General features: G+C 72.2%; 10 protein-coding genes. 5 read left to right on the top strand and 5 right to left on the bottom strand.

Going from position 1 to position 14221, the window contains the following annotated elements; all coding sequences use genetic code 11:
- Positions 1-157: 157 nt before the first annotated feature.
- Together ABT171_RS29690 and ABT171_RS29685 are read left to right on the top strand one after the other, a co-directional pair.
- Positions 158-1768: an alpha/beta hydrolase gene (locus tag ABT171_RS29690; protein ID WP_351249110.1), complete on the top strand. Its 1611-nt coding sequence runs from the start codon at positions 158-160 to the stop codon at positions 1766-1768.
- Between the two features lie 133 nt (positions 1769-1901).
- On the top strand, positions 1902-2426 hold the full coding sequence (locus ABT171_RS29685; RefSeq protein ID WP_351249108.1) for a DUF4232 domain-containing protein: 525 nt from the start codon (positions 1902-1904) through the stop codon (positions 2424-2426).
- Here ABT171_RS29685 and asnB read toward each other — a convergent pair.
- Both asnB and ABT171_RS29675 read right to left on the bottom strand, forming a co-directional pair.
- Positions 2419-4260, bottom strand: a complete 1842-nt coding sequence (gene asnB, locus ABT171_RS29680) for an asparagine synthase (glutamine-hydrolyzing) (RefSeq protein WP_351249107.1) — start codon at positions 4258-4260, stop codon at positions 2419-2421. The two genes, ABT171_RS29685 and asnB, sit on opposite strands and share 8 nt — an antisense overlap.
- Before the next feature lie 203 nt (positions 4261-4463).
- Positions 4464-5243: an alpha/beta fold hydrolase gene (locus ABT171_RS29675; protein WP_351249105.1), complete on the bottom strand. Its 780-nt coding sequence runs from the start codon at positions 5241-5243 to the stop codon at positions 4464-4466.
- Positions 5244-5398: 155 nt separating this feature from the next.
- Here ABT171_RS29675 and ABT171_RS29670 point away from each other — a divergent pair, with 155 nt between their 5' ends.
- The gene (locus ABT171_RS29670) at positions 5399-6493 is read left to right on the top strand and encodes a baeRF3 domain-containing protein (RefSeq protein WP_351249103.1); all 1095 of its coding nucleotides are present in this window, start codon (positions 5399-5401) and stop codon (positions 6491-6493) included.
- 134 nt (positions 6494-6627) lie between these two features.
- On the opposite strand, the gene ABT171_RS29665 is transcribed toward ABT171_RS29670, so the two are convergent.
- Both ABT171_RS29665 and ABT171_RS29660 read right to left on the bottom strand, forming a co-directional pair.
- Positions 6628-8691, bottom strand: a complete 2064-nt coding sequence (locus tag ABT171_RS29665) for a phosphocholine-specific phospholipase C (RefSeq protein WP_351249101.1) — start codon at positions 8689-8691, stop codon at positions 6628-6630.
- A gap of 130 nt (positions 8692-8821) precedes the next feature.
- Entirely contained in the window at positions 8822-9238 is a 417-nt protein-coding gene (locus ABT171_RS29660) for an SsgA family sporulation/cell division regulator (protein ID WP_351249099.1), read from the bottom strand.
- A 346-nt stretch (positions 9239-9584) separates the two neighbouring features.
- Between ABT171_RS29660 and ABT171_RS29655 the strand changes: the two genes are divergently transcribed.
- Positions 9585-11003: a PP2C family protein-serine/threonine phosphatase gene (locus ABT171_RS29655; RefSeq protein WP_351249097.1), complete on the top strand. Its 1419-nt coding sequence runs from the start codon at positions 9585-9587 to the stop codon at positions 11001-11003.
- Positions 11004-11056: 53 nt separating this feature from the next.
- Here the strand turns inward: ABT171_RS29655 and ABT171_RS29650 are convergent, their stop codons facing one another.
- Entirely contained in the window at positions 11057-12550 is a 1494-nt protein-coding gene (locus ABT171_RS29650) for a DNA-binding protein NsdB (protein ID WP_351249095.1), read from the bottom strand.
- A gap of 335 nt (positions 12551-12885) precedes the next feature.
- On the opposite strand from ABT171_RS29650, the gene ABT171_RS29645 reads away from it, so the two are divergent.
- Complete coding sequence (locus ABT171_RS29645; protein WP_351249093.1) at positions 12886-14031, top strand: aminoglycoside phosphotransferase family protein; 1146 nt, start codon at positions 12886-12888, stop codon at positions 14029-14031.
- Positions 14032-14221: the final 190 nt, after the last annotated feature.

Raw genomic sequence — 14221 nt, 5'->3', positions numbered from 1 at the left:
AAAGCCGCTCAATGATCGCCAACGGGCATGGAGGGCGCGAAGGGTACGGCACCGGGCGCCGTCCCGCTCGCCCGGAGGCGGGCCCCCCGGGGCCCGCTTATGGTGGGTCGAGGGCGCCGTCCCCCGGTCCGTGACAGGCGTCCCGGGAGGCGATTCGATGCTGGCCAAGCTGTCCAGACGGCCCGCCGTGCGGCGCTGCGCGGGCGCCGGAGCCCTCGCCCTGGCACTCCTCGGAGCCGGGCTCCCCCGGGCCGGCACCGACCGGCCGGAGCCACAGCCCGACCTGTCCCGGTTCTACCGGCAGAAGGTGACGTGGGCGGCCTGCAAGGGCCCGGACATGCCCGGGGACCTCCAGTGCGCGAAGGTCACCGTCCCGCTCGACTACGCCCGGCCCCGCGCGGGCACCCTCGACCTGGCCCTGGCCCGCTATCGGGCGACCGGGAAGTCGCAGGGCTCGGTGCTGCTGAACTTCGGCGGCCCGGGCGGCGCGGGCATACCCGAACTCGCCTCCGACGGCAAGGAGTTCATGGACCTGACCAACGGCTACGACGTGGTCACCTTCGACCCGCGCGGCGTCGGCCGGTCCTCCCCCGTCAGCTGCGGCAAGGGCAGCGACGAGGCCGCGGCCGCGACGGGCCGCCACGCCGACCTCGCCCATCCGCGGGCGCTGCTCACGAAGTTGCGGAAGTCCGCCGACGAGTGCGCCCGGCACTCCGGCCCGGTGCTGCAGCACATCGGCACCGTGGACGCCTCCCGCGACCTGGACGTCATCCGCCAGGCCCTCGGCGACAAGAAGCTCAACTACCTCGGCTTCTCCTATGGAACGCGGCTCGGCGCGGTGTACGCGGCGCAGTTCCCGGACAAGGTCGGCCGGCTCGTCCTGGACGGCGTGGACACCCTGACCGAGCCGCTGTCCGAGCAGGGGCTGGCCGGCGCGGAGGGGGAGCAGACCGCGCTGGACGATTTCCTGGACTGGTGTACGACGGACGTCGCCTGTCCGTTCGGCCAGGACCGGCGTGCGGCCGGGGACCAGGTGACCGGACTGGTGCGCTCGCTCGACGCGAACCCCGCCCCGATGGACTTCGGCGGCACGTTCTCGGGCCAGGACCTGGTGGGCGCCATCGGACAGGCCCTGTACAGCAGGGAGCTGTGGCCCGCCCTGGAGCGCGCGCTGGCCTCGCTGACGGAGGACGGTGACACGCGTGGCGTGCTGAACTTCGCCGACGGCGGCGCCGCTCCGCCCCGCGAGGGGCAGCCGAGGAACGGCGGTCTCGTCGATCCGCAGAACGTCCCGTCGGACAATCTGGCGTCCGCGCTGATGGCGGTCAACTGCGCCGACGACCCCGACCGTCCCGACGCGGACCGGCTCACCAGGGACCTCAGGGACCTGCTGCCGGCGTACGAGAAGGCCTCGCCGGTCTTCGGCCGCTACCGGCTCACCCAGCTGCTCATGTGCTACGGCCGGCCCAAGGGCACCGACTTCATCCGCGACCGGGTGAAGGACGTCCACTCGGCGAGGATGCTGCTCGTGGGCACGCGCGGCGACCCGGCGACGCCGTACCGGTGGACCGTGGAGACGGCCGCACGGCTCGGCTCGTCGGCCGTGGTGCTCGACAACAAGGGCGACGGCCACACCGGGTACGGCTCCTCGAAGTGCGTCCACCGGAAGGTCGACGACTTCCTGCTCTACGGCACCCTGCCGCCCAGCGGCAGCTCCTGCCCGGCGAACGGCGGCAACTGGAGCAGCAGCGCGAGCACCGCCCACTGATGACAGCGGCGACGCAACCGGGTAACAGGCACGAATCCGGCACAACCTCCCACGCATCCGGGCCGTCACACTGGGCAGGCGTGCGCTCAGGGCCGCCGCATCCCGTACGTGACCACGACAGGGGGAACCCGCCATGCGCATCCGCGCCGCCATCGCCGTACCCGCCGCCTCCGCGGCCACGGCGGTCCTGCTGCTGACCGCACCGCAGAGCCAGGCCGCCACGGGCCACGCCCCGCCCGCCCGCTGTGCCGACAGGTCGCTGACGGTCCGGGCGAAGGCCGTGGCCGGCGACCCGACCGTGGTGCGTACCAGCGTCACCAACCGCGGCACCCGCGCGTGCGTCGTCGACCGCGTGCCCACGGTGACCTTCAGGGACCTGGACGGCGCCGCCCTGCCGACACCGGCGGGCGGCACCGGAGGCTACCGGCTCGCGGCGGGCCGGACCGCCTACGCCGACGTCCGGACCATCGGCGACCCGGCGGATCCCGAGGCCCGCCGGGTGGACACGGTGACCGTGGCCGCCTCGGCCGCGCACCGGGGCCGCTCCTTCACCGCCGCGCGGCTCGGCACCGGCACGCGGGTTCTGGTGTGGGAGCCGGTGACGACGTGGTGGCTGCCCACGCCGGCGGCAGCGGACCGTGCCATCGGCCTCAGCTGAGCGTCACCTCGGGGGTGTAGAGCTCCAGCCACTGTGCGAGGTCCAGGGCGCGTTCCAGGCCTCGCCGGGCCGCCTGGGTGCTGACCGGCTCCTCGCGTTCGGCGGCCTGGCGGAGCCGGTCGCGGTCGACGAGGTCGAAGACCTGGTGGGAGGGGCGGGACAGCAGCTCCTTGGCCTGTTCCTGGAGGGCGCGGGCGTACTGCGGGTCCTGCGTGGACGGGTACGGGCTCTTGACCCGCTCGTACACCGAGCGCGGCAGGACGTCCGCGGCCGCTTCGCGGAGCAGGCTCTTCTCCCGGCCGTCGAAGGACTTCAGCGCCCAGGGGGCGTTGTAGACGTACTCGACCAGCCGGTGGTCGCAGAACGGCACCCGGACCTCCAGGCCGACGGCCATGCTCATCCGGTCCTTGCGGTCGAGCAGGGCGCGGACGAAGCGGGTGAGGTGCAGATGGCTCATCTGCCGCATCCGGTACTCGAAGTCGCTCTCGCCGTCCAGCCGGTCGATGACGGCGACCGCGGTGCGGTAGCCGTCGGCGGCGTACCCCTCCAGGTCCAGAGCCGTGCGGAGGTCGGCGCGCAGCACCTCGGCGTCGTCGCCCATGAGCCGGCCCATGCCGACCAGCCAGGGGAAGGTGTCGGCGCGGCGTGCCTCCTCGTCGAAGAACTGCAGGTAGCCGCCGAAGACCTCGTCGGCGGACTCGCCGGACAGGGCCACCGTGGACTTCTCGCGGATGGCGCGGAAGAGCAGCAGCAGCGAGGTGTCCATGTCGCCGAAGCCGGCCGGCAGGTCGCGGGCGCGGATCACCTGCTCGCGCACGGCGGGGTCGGCGAGGGACTGCGCGTCGAGGACGATGTCCTGGTGGTCGGTGCCCGCCAGTTCGGCCACGTCGTGCACGAAGGGCGTGTCGGGGGTGCGGCGGAGTTCGTCGGCGACGAAGTTGTCGGTCTGGCCGACGAAGTCGACGGCGAAGCTGCGCACCTTCTCGCCCTGCTCGCCCAGTTGACGGGCGGCGATCGCGGTCATCGCGGAGGAGTCGAGGCCGCCGGAGAGCAGGGTGCAGCGGGGGACGTCGGCGACCAGCTGGCGGCGCACGATGTCGTCGAGCAGTGAGCGCACGGTGGCGATGGTGGTGTCGCGGTCGTCGGTGTGCGGACGGGTCCGGAGCCGCCAGTAGACGCGGGTGGAGAGGCCGGAGCGGCCGACGGTGACGACCGTGCCCGGCTCCACCTCGCGCATGCCGTCCCAGATCGCCTGCCCGGGCGTCTTGACCAGGACGAACAGTTCCCGCAGCCCGTTCAGCGCGAGCCTCCGGCGGGCGAGCGGGTGGGCGAGGATCGCCTTGGGCTCGGAGCCGAACAGGACGCCGTCGGGGGTGGGCTGGTAGTAGAACGGCTTGATGCCCATGCGGTCGCGGATCATCACGAGCCTGCCGTGGCGGCCGTCCCAGATGGCGAACGCGTACATCCCGTTGAGCCGTTCGGCGACCGCGTCACCCCATTCGAGGTAGCCGCGCAGCACGACCTCGGTGTCGGAGTCGGTGGTGAACCGGTGGCCGCGGCCCTGGAGTTCCCGGCGCAGCTCGGTGAAGTTGTACGCCTCTCCGGAGTACACCAGGGCGACGGGCCCCTCGGCGGTGTCGAGGGACATCGGCTGCCGGCCGCCGGGGAGGTCGATGATCGCGAGCCGGCGGTGCCCGAGGGCGGCCGGGCCCTGCGCCCAGGTGCCGCGGTCGTCCGGGCCCCGGCAGGCCATCGTCTCGGTCATCGCGTCCAGCGTGGTGCCCTCGGTGGTGAGGTCGCGGTCGAAGGAGACCCATCCGGTGATGCCGCACATCCGCTACCTCCTGCCTCCGGCGCGAGACCGACTCTCTCGCTCGCCTCAGCCTTCCCAGGTGAACCAGGGACCGACCCGCAAACCAGTTGTATCTAGCACCTACATGGTCAGCCTCCGGCAGTTGCCCGAGGCAGTCAACACCGCCGGGCCGGTGCCGTCGGGAACCGGCCACGGGCAAAGACCTCCTCACACACCCGGAGTCATCAGGCTCTCTCGGTCACGAACCGCTCCAGTACGGCGGTCAGCTCGGCCGGCTTCTCCAGCGGCAGCTCATGGCCCGCGTCGAGGATGCGCACGACCGCGTCCGGGTAGGCCTTGGCCATCCGGAGCATCTGCCGCACCGGCAGCTGGACGTCGTGGTAGCCGTGCACCATCAGCGTGGGGGTGCGGATCTCGCCGGCCCGGTCCAGGACGTCGAAGGCACGCATCGCGCCGTACAGCGTCATCACGACCTCGCGGGGGGTCGCCGCGGAGGCGCGGAGGTGCGCGCGGATCTCCTCGCGCGGATAGCCGGGCGCGAAGGCGCGCTGGATGTTGGCGGCGACGAACAGCTTGTACGGCACGAGGGTGGAGAGGGCCATCAGCAGCCCCCGGCCACGGCTGTACGTCATCCGGCCGATGGAGCCCACCAGCGCCATCCGCTCCACCCGCTCGGGATGGGCCAGGGCGATGGTCTGCGCGATCATCCCGCCCATCGAGTGGCCGACCAGCACGAACCGTTCGACCTTCAGGTGATCGAGCAGGGCGAGGACGTCCTGGGCCAGCTCCGCGATGGTGCGCACCCCGGCCCCGGTGCTCTCGCCGTGCCCGCGCAGGTCCAGCCGGATCACCCGGCGCCCCGGCGAGAAGTGCGCGACCTGGTGATCCCAGCGGTGCCGGTCGGCGGTCCAGCCGTGGACGAACACGAGGGGCGCCCCCGGTGCGTCACGGGGACCCTCGTCGTCGTACGTCAGGGCCGCTCCGTCGAGTTCGAGCTGCGGCATGTCAGGCCTCCGGGGATGCGCTGCGATCCGGTTACTGGCCGGTACGGTAACGGTCCGCGGGCTGTCGCGTCACCGTGGTGAGCGGGGAGATCCTTGGGCCTTCGGTCCGGGTTACCCCGAATGCCGGACATGTGAATCGGACCTATCGTGCTGTCATGGAGCACGCACTGAGTCCCGCGACCCTCGCCGAACTCCGGCGCCCGCGTCCGTATCCGGCGGTGTCGGTGCTGACCCCGACGCACCGCCGCGAACCCGAGAACGGCCAGGATCCCGTCCGGCTGCGCAATGTGGTCAGCGAGGCCCGCAGACGTCTGGAGTCCGACCCCGCCGTCACCCGTGAGCGGCGCAACGAGGTCGTGGCGCAGCTCGACCGGGCCCTCACGGAAGTGGATCTGGCCCACGCCGAGGACGGCCTGGTGATCTTCGCCGCCCCGGGGGAGCACCAGGTGTGGTCCCTGGCCCGCACCGTCCCCGAGCGGGTGGTGCTCTCGGACACCTTCCTCACCCGCAACCTGGTCGCCGCGCAGGCGGCCGGACGGCGCTTCTGGGTGCTGTCGGTCTCCGCGGACCGCGTCACCCTGTGGAGCGGCGGCGACGACCGCGTGGTGCCGGACCGCTCGGGCGGCTTCCCGCTGGAGCGCCGGCAGGAGAACTTCGACCCCGAGCGCCAGATGCGCACCGGCGGCCTGCCGAGCACCTTCAGCGACGAGGGCACCCGGCAGTTCCTGCGCGAGGCGGACACCGCCATGAACACGGTCCTGCGCGACCAGCCCAGGCCGCTGTACGTCACCGGCGAACAGGCGGCGCTGTCCCTGCTGGACGAGGTCGGCAGCGCCGCCAAGGACGCCGTCCACGTCCCGCACGGCGGCCTCGCGCACGCCGGCCCCGAGGCGGTGTGGCAGGCACTGCGACCGGTACTGGAGGCCGAGGCCCGCAAGGACACCGCGGACGTGGTCCGGGAGCTGACCTCGGCCCGCGGTCACCGGACCTTCGCGGCCGGTCTGGACGAGCTGTGGCAGAGCGCCCGCGAGGGCCGGGTCCGGCTGCTCGCCGTGGAGGAGAACTTCCGGGCGGCCGTCCGCGACCTCGGCGAGCACCTGGTGCCGGCGGAGCCCGGCGATCTCGACGCCCGCGAGGACATCGTGGACGAGATCGTCGAGCAGTGCCTGGAGACCGGCGCAGACGTCCGCTTCGTCCCCGACGGCGTGCTGGCTGACGCGAACGGGATCGCGGGAGTCCTGCGGTACTGAGGCCCGCTGCGGCAACCGGCGCCCCCGGGGCACCGTGGCGGTACTGGGCGCCGGCCACATGGAGGCCGACCCCATACGTCGGCTCGACCAGGTGGCCGGCGGAACCAGGGGCTCGGCCGTGGCATCCGCCGCGTTCAGCCGCTGACGCTCGCGGCTCCCGTCTCCAGGTGGCCGGTGAGCCGGCGCGACCAGGTCGCGTCGGAGTCGACGGTCACCGTGAAGTCGTACCAGCCGTTCTGGTACGCGACGGCGTTGAAGAAGTCCTCCGTCGAGGCACCCGCGGCGACGGTGTAGGTCCAGGGGCCGTCGCCGCGGTAGTGGCGGGAGGTGATCGTGAACTTCACCGGCGCCGTGCCCGAGTTGGTCATCCTGACGTAGAGGGCGAGCCTGCCCGTGCCCGGCTCGACCGCGTACCGGGTGCTCACCTCCGCCGCCTTGCCCGCCTTGGTGGCGTCGCCCTGGAAGCGGCGCAGGAATCGGTTGGGCCCCACCATGGTCAGGTCGTACCTGCCGCCGCCGTAGCCCGTGCCGATGCTGAAGGAGTCGGAGGCGGTGCCGCCGGCGTCGACCGTGTACTGCCAGGGGGTGGTGTCCCGGTAGGCGTTCGGGTGGATGGAGAAGTGGGCGGCGCGGGAGGCGGGGCTGCCCTGGTTGGCCATGGTGAACCAGGCGACGATCTCACCGGCGGCGCCGAACTCTAGGCGGTCCAGGCAGCCGTTCGGCTGGTAGGGCAGCGCGCGGGCCGGGCGGGTGCCGGGCTCCTGGGCGGGCAGGGCGTTGTCGGCCGGCACCGGGTTGGGCAGCGGGCCGCAGGTGGCGATGCCGGTGACGCTCGTCGCGGGCAGGGAGACGGGGCCGTGGACCGGGGCGGCGAAGTCGAAGACGCCGGTGAGGTCGCCGCTGATCTTGCGCCGCCAGTCGCTGATGTGGGGGCACCTGGCGGGCGTGCCGAGGGCGGTCGTCCAGGTCTCCAGGAAACGCAGCACCGAGGTGTGCTCGAAGACCTCGGAGGAGACCCAGCCGCCGCGTGTCCAGGGCGAGATGACGATCATCGGGACGCGGAAGCCGAAGCCGTACGGCACCCCGTTCAGGAACTCCCCGGGCGTTCCGGCGGGCGGCACCGGCGGGGGCACGTGATCGAAGCAGCCGTCGTTCTCGTCGTAGGTGAGGAACAGGACCGTCGAGTCGAAGACGTCCTGGTCGGCGGCGAGGGCCTGGTAGACGAGGTTCACGAAGTGGGCGCCGTCGCCGGGCGGGGCGTAGGGGTGCTCGGAGAAGGCCTGGTTGGGGACGATCCAGGAGACCTGCGGGAGCGTGCCCGCGAGCACGTCGGCCTTGAGGGCGGCGGCGATGTCATCGGGGGTCGAGCCGGTCACCTTCGGTACCGAGGACATGCCGCGGTCGTACAGCGGGTCGCCCGCCTTGGCGTTCGCGAAGTTCGTGAAGTAGGCGCAGCCGTTGTCACCGTAGTTGTCGGCCGCGTTCTGGTAGACCTTCCAGGTCACCCCGGCGGCCTGCAGCGCCTCGGCGTAGTTCTGCCAGGTCAGGCCGGACTCGTCGCCGCCGTCGTGGGAGGAGGCGTCGACCTTGCCGCTCCACAGGTAGGTGCGGTTGGGGCCGGTCGCGCTGAGCGCGGAGCAGAAGTAGGCGTCGCAGACGGTGTAGTTGTCGGCGAGCGCGTAGTGGAAGGGGATGTCGGAGCGGTCCAGGTAGCCGAGCGAGCGGACGTTGCCGACGCCCGCGACCCAGTTGTCCATGCGGCCCTTGTTCCAGGCGGAGTGCTGCGAGGACCACGAGTGGGGCAGGTCGCCGTTGCACTGGGCCAGGGTTTCACCGTCCCTGCCGCCGGCCGGCGGTGTCGCGCTGAGCTTCCACGGGTACTGGCGGCCCGTTCCGTTCGGCTGGCTGAAGACCGGGTAGCCGCCGGCCAGGGTGATGCCGCTGCGGTCGTCGAAGCCGCGCACGCCTTTCAGGCGGCCGAAGTAGTGGTCGAAGCTGCGGTTCTCCTGCATGAGGATCACCACGTGCCGCACATCCTTGATCGTGCCGGTCGCCGTGGTCGCGGCGGCCGCCGTGATGGGGGTACCTCCCAGAGCGAGCGCATTCGGGCTCTGGGGGAGTGTGCCGGCGCCCAGCGCCGCACCCGCCGCCACGGAGGCGCCGAGCCCCACGAAGCCTCTTCGGCTGATCGGTGTCATTGGCCCCGTCCTCGTCACCGGAGTGCCCCTGCGGCACACCGCGCGCCAGGGTGCCCGCGGTGGTGCTCAGGGTCCATACCGGTGCGGTGAGGCGGAGATGAACAGAAGCCGAAGTGGTCGGCGGTTCCCGTCACACCCCGCCGAACAGGGCGCTCAGCCCCCGCTCCACCACGTCGGCCACGTCCTCCTGTCCGGCCGCCACCACGGTGTAGGTGCGCAGCAGGAAGAGGCGCAGCGCCGAGGCGGGGAACTGCAGCAGGGCCAGGCCGTGGGGCGAGTGGAACTCCACGACGGTCCGGGTGCGGCCGTACGGCCATATCTGTACGTCCCCGTGGCCGGCCGGGGCCCGCAGGCCCTGGTCGAGCAGGGAGCGCGCGAAGATCCAGGTGACCTCCTCGCCCTCCAGGGCGGCCTCGGCGGGGAAGTCCACCTGGACGGCCAGGGGATCGTCCGTGGTGTAGCGCAGTGTGGCGGGCACGGGGATCTCCAGGTCGTCGGCGGTGATGAGCCGGGCCTGGGCGGGCTGTTCGACTGTGATGGCGTCCATGCCCTTATGGAGTCCTCGGGGGCGCCTCGCATGGCGCCAAATCCGGTCAGAGTTCGACGTGTACAAGACGATCAGAGCGTGCACGAACACATGAGCGGCGAACGTCCGGTGGGGTGTCCGCGAGAAACGTCCGCAATGCGGCAACTCCAGTAACTCGTCTACGACTTGGGTCGCCGGACGCGTACATCATTCGTGCGCCGGGATCACCCCGGGAAGACTCTGGCATATGCCGGAAGCACCACCGTATCGTGTGTTGCCAAATCCCTTACGGGGCGTCGCGGGCTGTGCGAGAGTCGTAGCGGCCCCCCGTCCCTCCCGGCCGTACCGTTCCCCATCGGAGTGCGCCATGCCGTCCCCAGTCTCCGCGGACCACCCAGCCGCCCAGCCACCCGGACGCGGCTCGGTCGAGGCGTTGATCACGCAGGCTCGGAGGCTCAAGGGCGACGTGGACGCCGTACGGCGGGACACCCGGAGCGACGGCGCGGACCCGGAGGAACGCTGGCAGCGCGCCCTGTACGACCTCGCACTGCACCAACTGGACGATCTGGACGCCCACCTGGCCCAGTTGCGGGACGGCCCCGAGGCCGCGCCCGCCGCCCCCGCCGAACCCGTCGAGACGCCCGCTGGCCCGGGCGGCTCGCTGCTCAGCCGGGTCGGCAGCGCGGAATGGAACCTGCTCACGGACGAGGCGACCTGGTCCGGGGAGCTGTACCAGATCCTCGGCCTCGCCCCGAACGCCCCCGCCCTGACCCTGGACGAACTGCCCTCACTGGTCCTGGAGGAGGACCGGCCGAAGCTGACCGCGATGGTCACGGACTGCCTGGTCGACGCCAAGCCGATCGACGGCGAGTTCCGGATCGCCCGGCCCGACGCCTCCGTGCGGACCGTGCACATGATGGGCGAGCCCGTGCTCGGCGCCGATGGCAGCACGACCTCCATGTGGGCCGTGCTGCGGGACGTCAGCGAACTGCGCCGCTGCCGGCGGACGGTGCACGAGACCCGTGACTCGCTGCAGCGCCACCGCCGGCAGGAGCAGACCGAGCACCGGATCGCGGCCGAGCTGCAGGACGCCGTGCTGCCGCCCTGGCGCGGCTCCCTGCGGCTCCCGCACCAGGGGCCACGCACCCTCGACCTCGCCGCCCGCCGTCTGACCGCGACGACGACCACGCCGCTGGGCGGCGACTGGTACGACGCGCTGGAACTGTCCGACGGCGAGACCCTGCTCAGCGTCGGCGATCTCACCGGGCACGGAGTGGCCGTCGCCACCGGCATGGCGACGCTGCTCGGCGCCGTACGGGGCATGGCCCTGGCCGGCACACAACCCGGTGAACTGCTCGGCATGCTCAACCAGTTACTGGACGCCACCGTGCAGCCCGCCCTCGGCAGTGCCGTCTGCTGCCGCTACCGGCCCGCGACCCGCACGCTGGTCTGGGCACAGGCGGGACACCCCGCCCCGCTGCTGTACCGCGACGGGACGGGGCGCATGCTGAAGGCACCGGACGGCGTCCTGCTCGGCGCCACCTCGGGTGCCGTCTACGGGCAGGCCGAGGCGACCCTGGAACCCGGCGACCTCCTCCTGCTGTACACCGACGGGGTGGTGCCCGGGCACAGCTCGGCCGACGCCGTGGACCGCCTGCTCGGCCTCGCCCCGCGGTTCGGCGCGGCGCGCAGCGCGCAGGACTGCGTACGGACCGTGGTCGAGGAGTTCGGCGAAGCGGGACGCGAGGACGACGCGTGCGTGCTCGTCGCCAAAGTCACCGCATGAGCTGGACGGTGGGGTGGTAGGCAGACCGGCGCACAGGTTCTGGGCCTGTGCGCTCACACCTGTGCGCTGCTGCCGCCCTTGCCCCTCGGCTTGGGCAGGGCGAGCCGGATCTCCTCCCGCAGTTCGTGGATTCTCGGATAGCCGGCGTACTCGGCGGTCAGCCGGTACATCTGGCGCAGCCGGTCCCAGGTGCGCCTGGAGGAGTTCGAGCCCATCGACATCAGGGCCAGCCGTGCGTAGCGGTCGGCCTGTTCGGGGTCGTCGGCGATGAAGCAGGCCGAGGCCATGGACAGATGGTCGAAGATCTTCGACCGCTCCCGGCCGTCGACGCGCAGGGCCAGGGCCTTCTCCGCGTAGTGCTGGGCGTGCACGGCCGCACCCGGGTCGAACTCCGCCAGCGTGCGGTAGGCGAGGGCCTGCATGCCGTACAGGTCCTCGTCCTTGAAGGTCTGCATCCAGTCCGGTGTCTGCGCGTCCTGCCGGTCGGAGACGAAGAGGTCCTCCGCCTGGCCGAGAGTGCGGCGCATCGCCTGGCCCTTCCCCATCGCCGCCTGCGCCCAGGCCTCGATGGTGTGGAACATCGCCTTCGTGCGCGGCTGCAGACGGTCGCCGGCGCCGGACTGGGCGAGCTTCATCAGGTCCAGTGCGTCGTCGGGCCGGCCGAGGTGCACCATCTGCCGGGCCGCCCGGGACAGGGCCTCGCCGGCGCGCGGCCGGTCCCCGCCCTCCCGGGCGGCGTGGGCGGCGATGACGAAGTACTTCTGCGCCGTGGGCTCCAGGCCGACGTCGTGGGACATCCAGCCGGCGAGGACGGCGAGGTTGGCGGCGACGCCCCACAGGCGCCGCTGGAGATGGGGTGGATGGTGGTAGGCGAGCATGCCGCCCACCTCGTTGAGCTGGCCCACGACCGCCTTGCGCTGAAGCCCGCCGCCACGGGCCGCGTCCCAGGCGCGGAACACTTCGACCGAGCGCTCCAGTTCCTCGATCTCCTGCGACCCGATGGGGGCGGCCTCATAGCGGTCGAACCCAGCGGGGTCGGCGTGCAGGGGGTCGTCGAGGACGGGGGCGTCGGCCTTCAGGGCCGGGTCGGTGTGCAGCCAGTCGTACATGGCGCTGCTGAGTGTGGATCCCGCGGCGAGCGCGGCACCCGCGCCCACCAAGCCGCGTCGGTTGAGCATGAGGTCCATTCCCGTGAATTCGGTGAGGACCGCGGCGGTCCGTTCGGGCGCCCACGGCACGCCGTCGGGATGTTCCTCGATCCCGTCGCCCTGCCGTTTCCCCGTACGCCCGTGCCGCACCAGACCGAGGTCCTCGATGGTCACGACACGGCCGAGACGCTCGGTGAACAGAACCGCCAGCACCCGCGGTACGGGATCGCGCGGGATCTCTCCCATGTCGATCCACCGACGGACCCGGGAGGTGTCGGTCGACAGCTGGGGGTGGCCCATGGCCGCCGCCTGCTTGTTGACCAGCCTCGCGAGTTCGCCCTTGGACCAGCCGGCCAGGCCGAACAGGTCCGCAAGGCGGGTGTTGGGTTGTCCGCTCACGTCAAGCCCCCAGGTTCTCGGCTGAGTTGACAGTAGCCCCGTGGAGGTTGCCGGGCGACTATTCGCCAGGGTTCGCCAGGGTCCGCCAGATGGTGTGCCACTGGGCATCGGGTGTCGAGTAGGAACGCGCCACCCCGACCCGGTCGCAGCTCGACCTCGTCGGGCCGTCGGATGCACTCCCCAGGGTGCCCCCGTGCGGCCGGGCCGGGCAGGCGCACGCTCGCAGTGCATGCGATCGGAGTACGGGCTCCTGGAGCGACCGGCCCCGCGCAGACGCGCCGAGCACGGAACCACCAGGCAGGCACCGCAGGCACACGAAGGGATCTGTATCTCCCATGTACGCAGCATCGTCCTCCGTGTCCGCCCCGCCACGGCCGCTGCGCTCCCGCCCGGCGGGCGGCGGACCCTATCTCGACCCGGTGGCGCGACCGGGCGGACCCGTGCCGGTCGCGGGCCGGCCCCGGCGGGTCCCCGGCCAGCCCGGCGCCCAACCGCTCAGCGGGAGAGTCGACTTGTCCGGCCCCCAGGGTGCGCAGCTGCGCACCGCGATCGCCTCGGTGCACCGGATCTGTCCGGAGTTCGCCCCGGTGCAGGTGCTGCGGCGCAGCGGACGGTCCGTCCTCCTCGTCGGGACGACGGGGCGCAGCACGGCCGTGGCCAAGTGTCTGCTGGACCACTCGCCCGCCTGGGCCGAGCGGTTCCGCCACGAGATAGCCGCATACCGCTCGTTCGTCCGGCACCGGCCACCGGTCCGTGTGCCCCGGCTGATCGCGGCGGATCCGGACAACTGCACACTGGTGATCGAGCGTTCGCCGGGCCGGGTGGCGGCGCTGCAACGGCATCCGGTCGAGGCGCCGCCCCGCGCGGACATCCGGGCCGCGCTCGGCGCCATCTGCCGGGTGAACGCCTGGCGGCCCCCGGCGGGCACGTTCGAGAGGCCGCTGGACTACGGCCTCCGGATCTCCCGGTTCCACGAGCTGGGCCTGCTCACCGACCGGGACCTCGGTGACCTGCAGAAGCTGCTGCACGGCATCGCCCATGAGGTGGGCCGCCACGGCATGCTCCAGTTCAACCACGGCGACGCCCTGCTGTCGAACATCCTGTTGTCACCGGCCGGTCCAGTGCTGGTGGACTGGGAGCACGCGGGCTGGTATCTGCCGGGGTACGACCTGGCGACGCTGTGGCTGGTCCTCGGGGACGCGCCGGCGGCCCGGCGGCAGATCAGCCAGATCGCCCAGTCGGCGGGCCCTGCATCGCGGGACGCCTTCCTGGTGAACCTGATGCTGCTGCTGACCCGGGAGATCCGTACGTACGAGACGGCCGTGCAGCGTTCGATGCACGACGCGGCCCCGGCGGCACCGGGCCCGGCCCTCCCCGGTGCCGTGGCGTCCGGCGAGGAACAGCGGCTGCTGCTGAGGCGGCTGCACGACGACTGCCAGATGGCCCGCAGGGCCGTCCGCGCGGCGGTCGGCACCCGCTGAGAGAGAAGCACGAAGGTCCGGGTCTGCGGGGTGTCACTGGTGTACGCCAGTGACACCCCGCAGGCCCGCGCACCGCCACTGCGAAACTCGCCGAAACCCCTCCGTGGCCAGCAAATCGCCTCCGTGACGGCATCATTGACGAATCGTCGGCAAGCCGGTACCACTGACCCAGCTCGGCGCCGCTCGCCCC

Source organism: Streptomyces sp. NPDC001851 (assembly GCF_040297165.1).
GTDB lineage: Bacteria > Actinomycetota > Actinomycetes > Streptomycetales > Streptomycetaceae > Streptomyces.
Note: the sequence above shows the minus strand (reverse complement) of the source record. Positions and strands in the feature narration are given on the sequence as shown.

Bases quoted from the DNA above. Each gene is read 5' to 3' on its own strand.
- ABT171_RS29690 (WP_351249110.1), top strand. From the start codon at position 158: ATGCTGGCCAAGCTGTCCAGACGGCCCGCCGTGCGGCGCTGCGCGGGC.
- ABT171_RS29685 (WP_351249108.1), top strand. From the start codon at position 1,902: ATGCGCATCCGCGCCGCCATCGCCGTACCCGCCGCCTCCGCGGCCACG.
- asnB (WP_351249107.1), bottom strand. From the start codon at position 4,260: ATGTGCGGCATCACCGGATGGGTCTCCTTCGACCGCGACCTCACCACC.
- ABT171_RS29675 (WP_351249105.1), bottom strand. From the start codon at position 5,243: ATGCCGCAGCTCGAACTCGACGGAGCGGCCCTGACGTACGACGACGAG.
- ABT171_RS29670 (WP_351249103.1), top strand. From the start codon at position 5,399: ATGGAGCACGCACTGAGTCCCGCGACCCTCGCCGAACTCCGGCGCCCG.
- ABT171_RS29665 (WP_351249101.1), bottom strand. From the start codon at position 8,691: ATGACACCGATCAGCCGAAGAGGCTTCGTGGGGCTCGGCGCCTCCGTG.
- ABT171_RS29660 (WP_351249099.1), bottom strand. From the start codon at position 9,238: ATGGACGCCATCACAGTCGAACAGCCCGCCCAGGCCCGGCTCATCACC.
- ABT171_RS29655 (WP_351249097.1), top strand. From the start codon at position 9,585: ATGCCGTCCCCAGTCTCCGCGGACCACCCAGCCGCCCAGCCACCCGGA.
- ABT171_RS29645 (WP_351249093.1), top strand. From the start codon at position 12,886: ATGTACGCAGCATCGTCCTCCGTGTCCGCCCCGCCACGGCCGCTGCGC.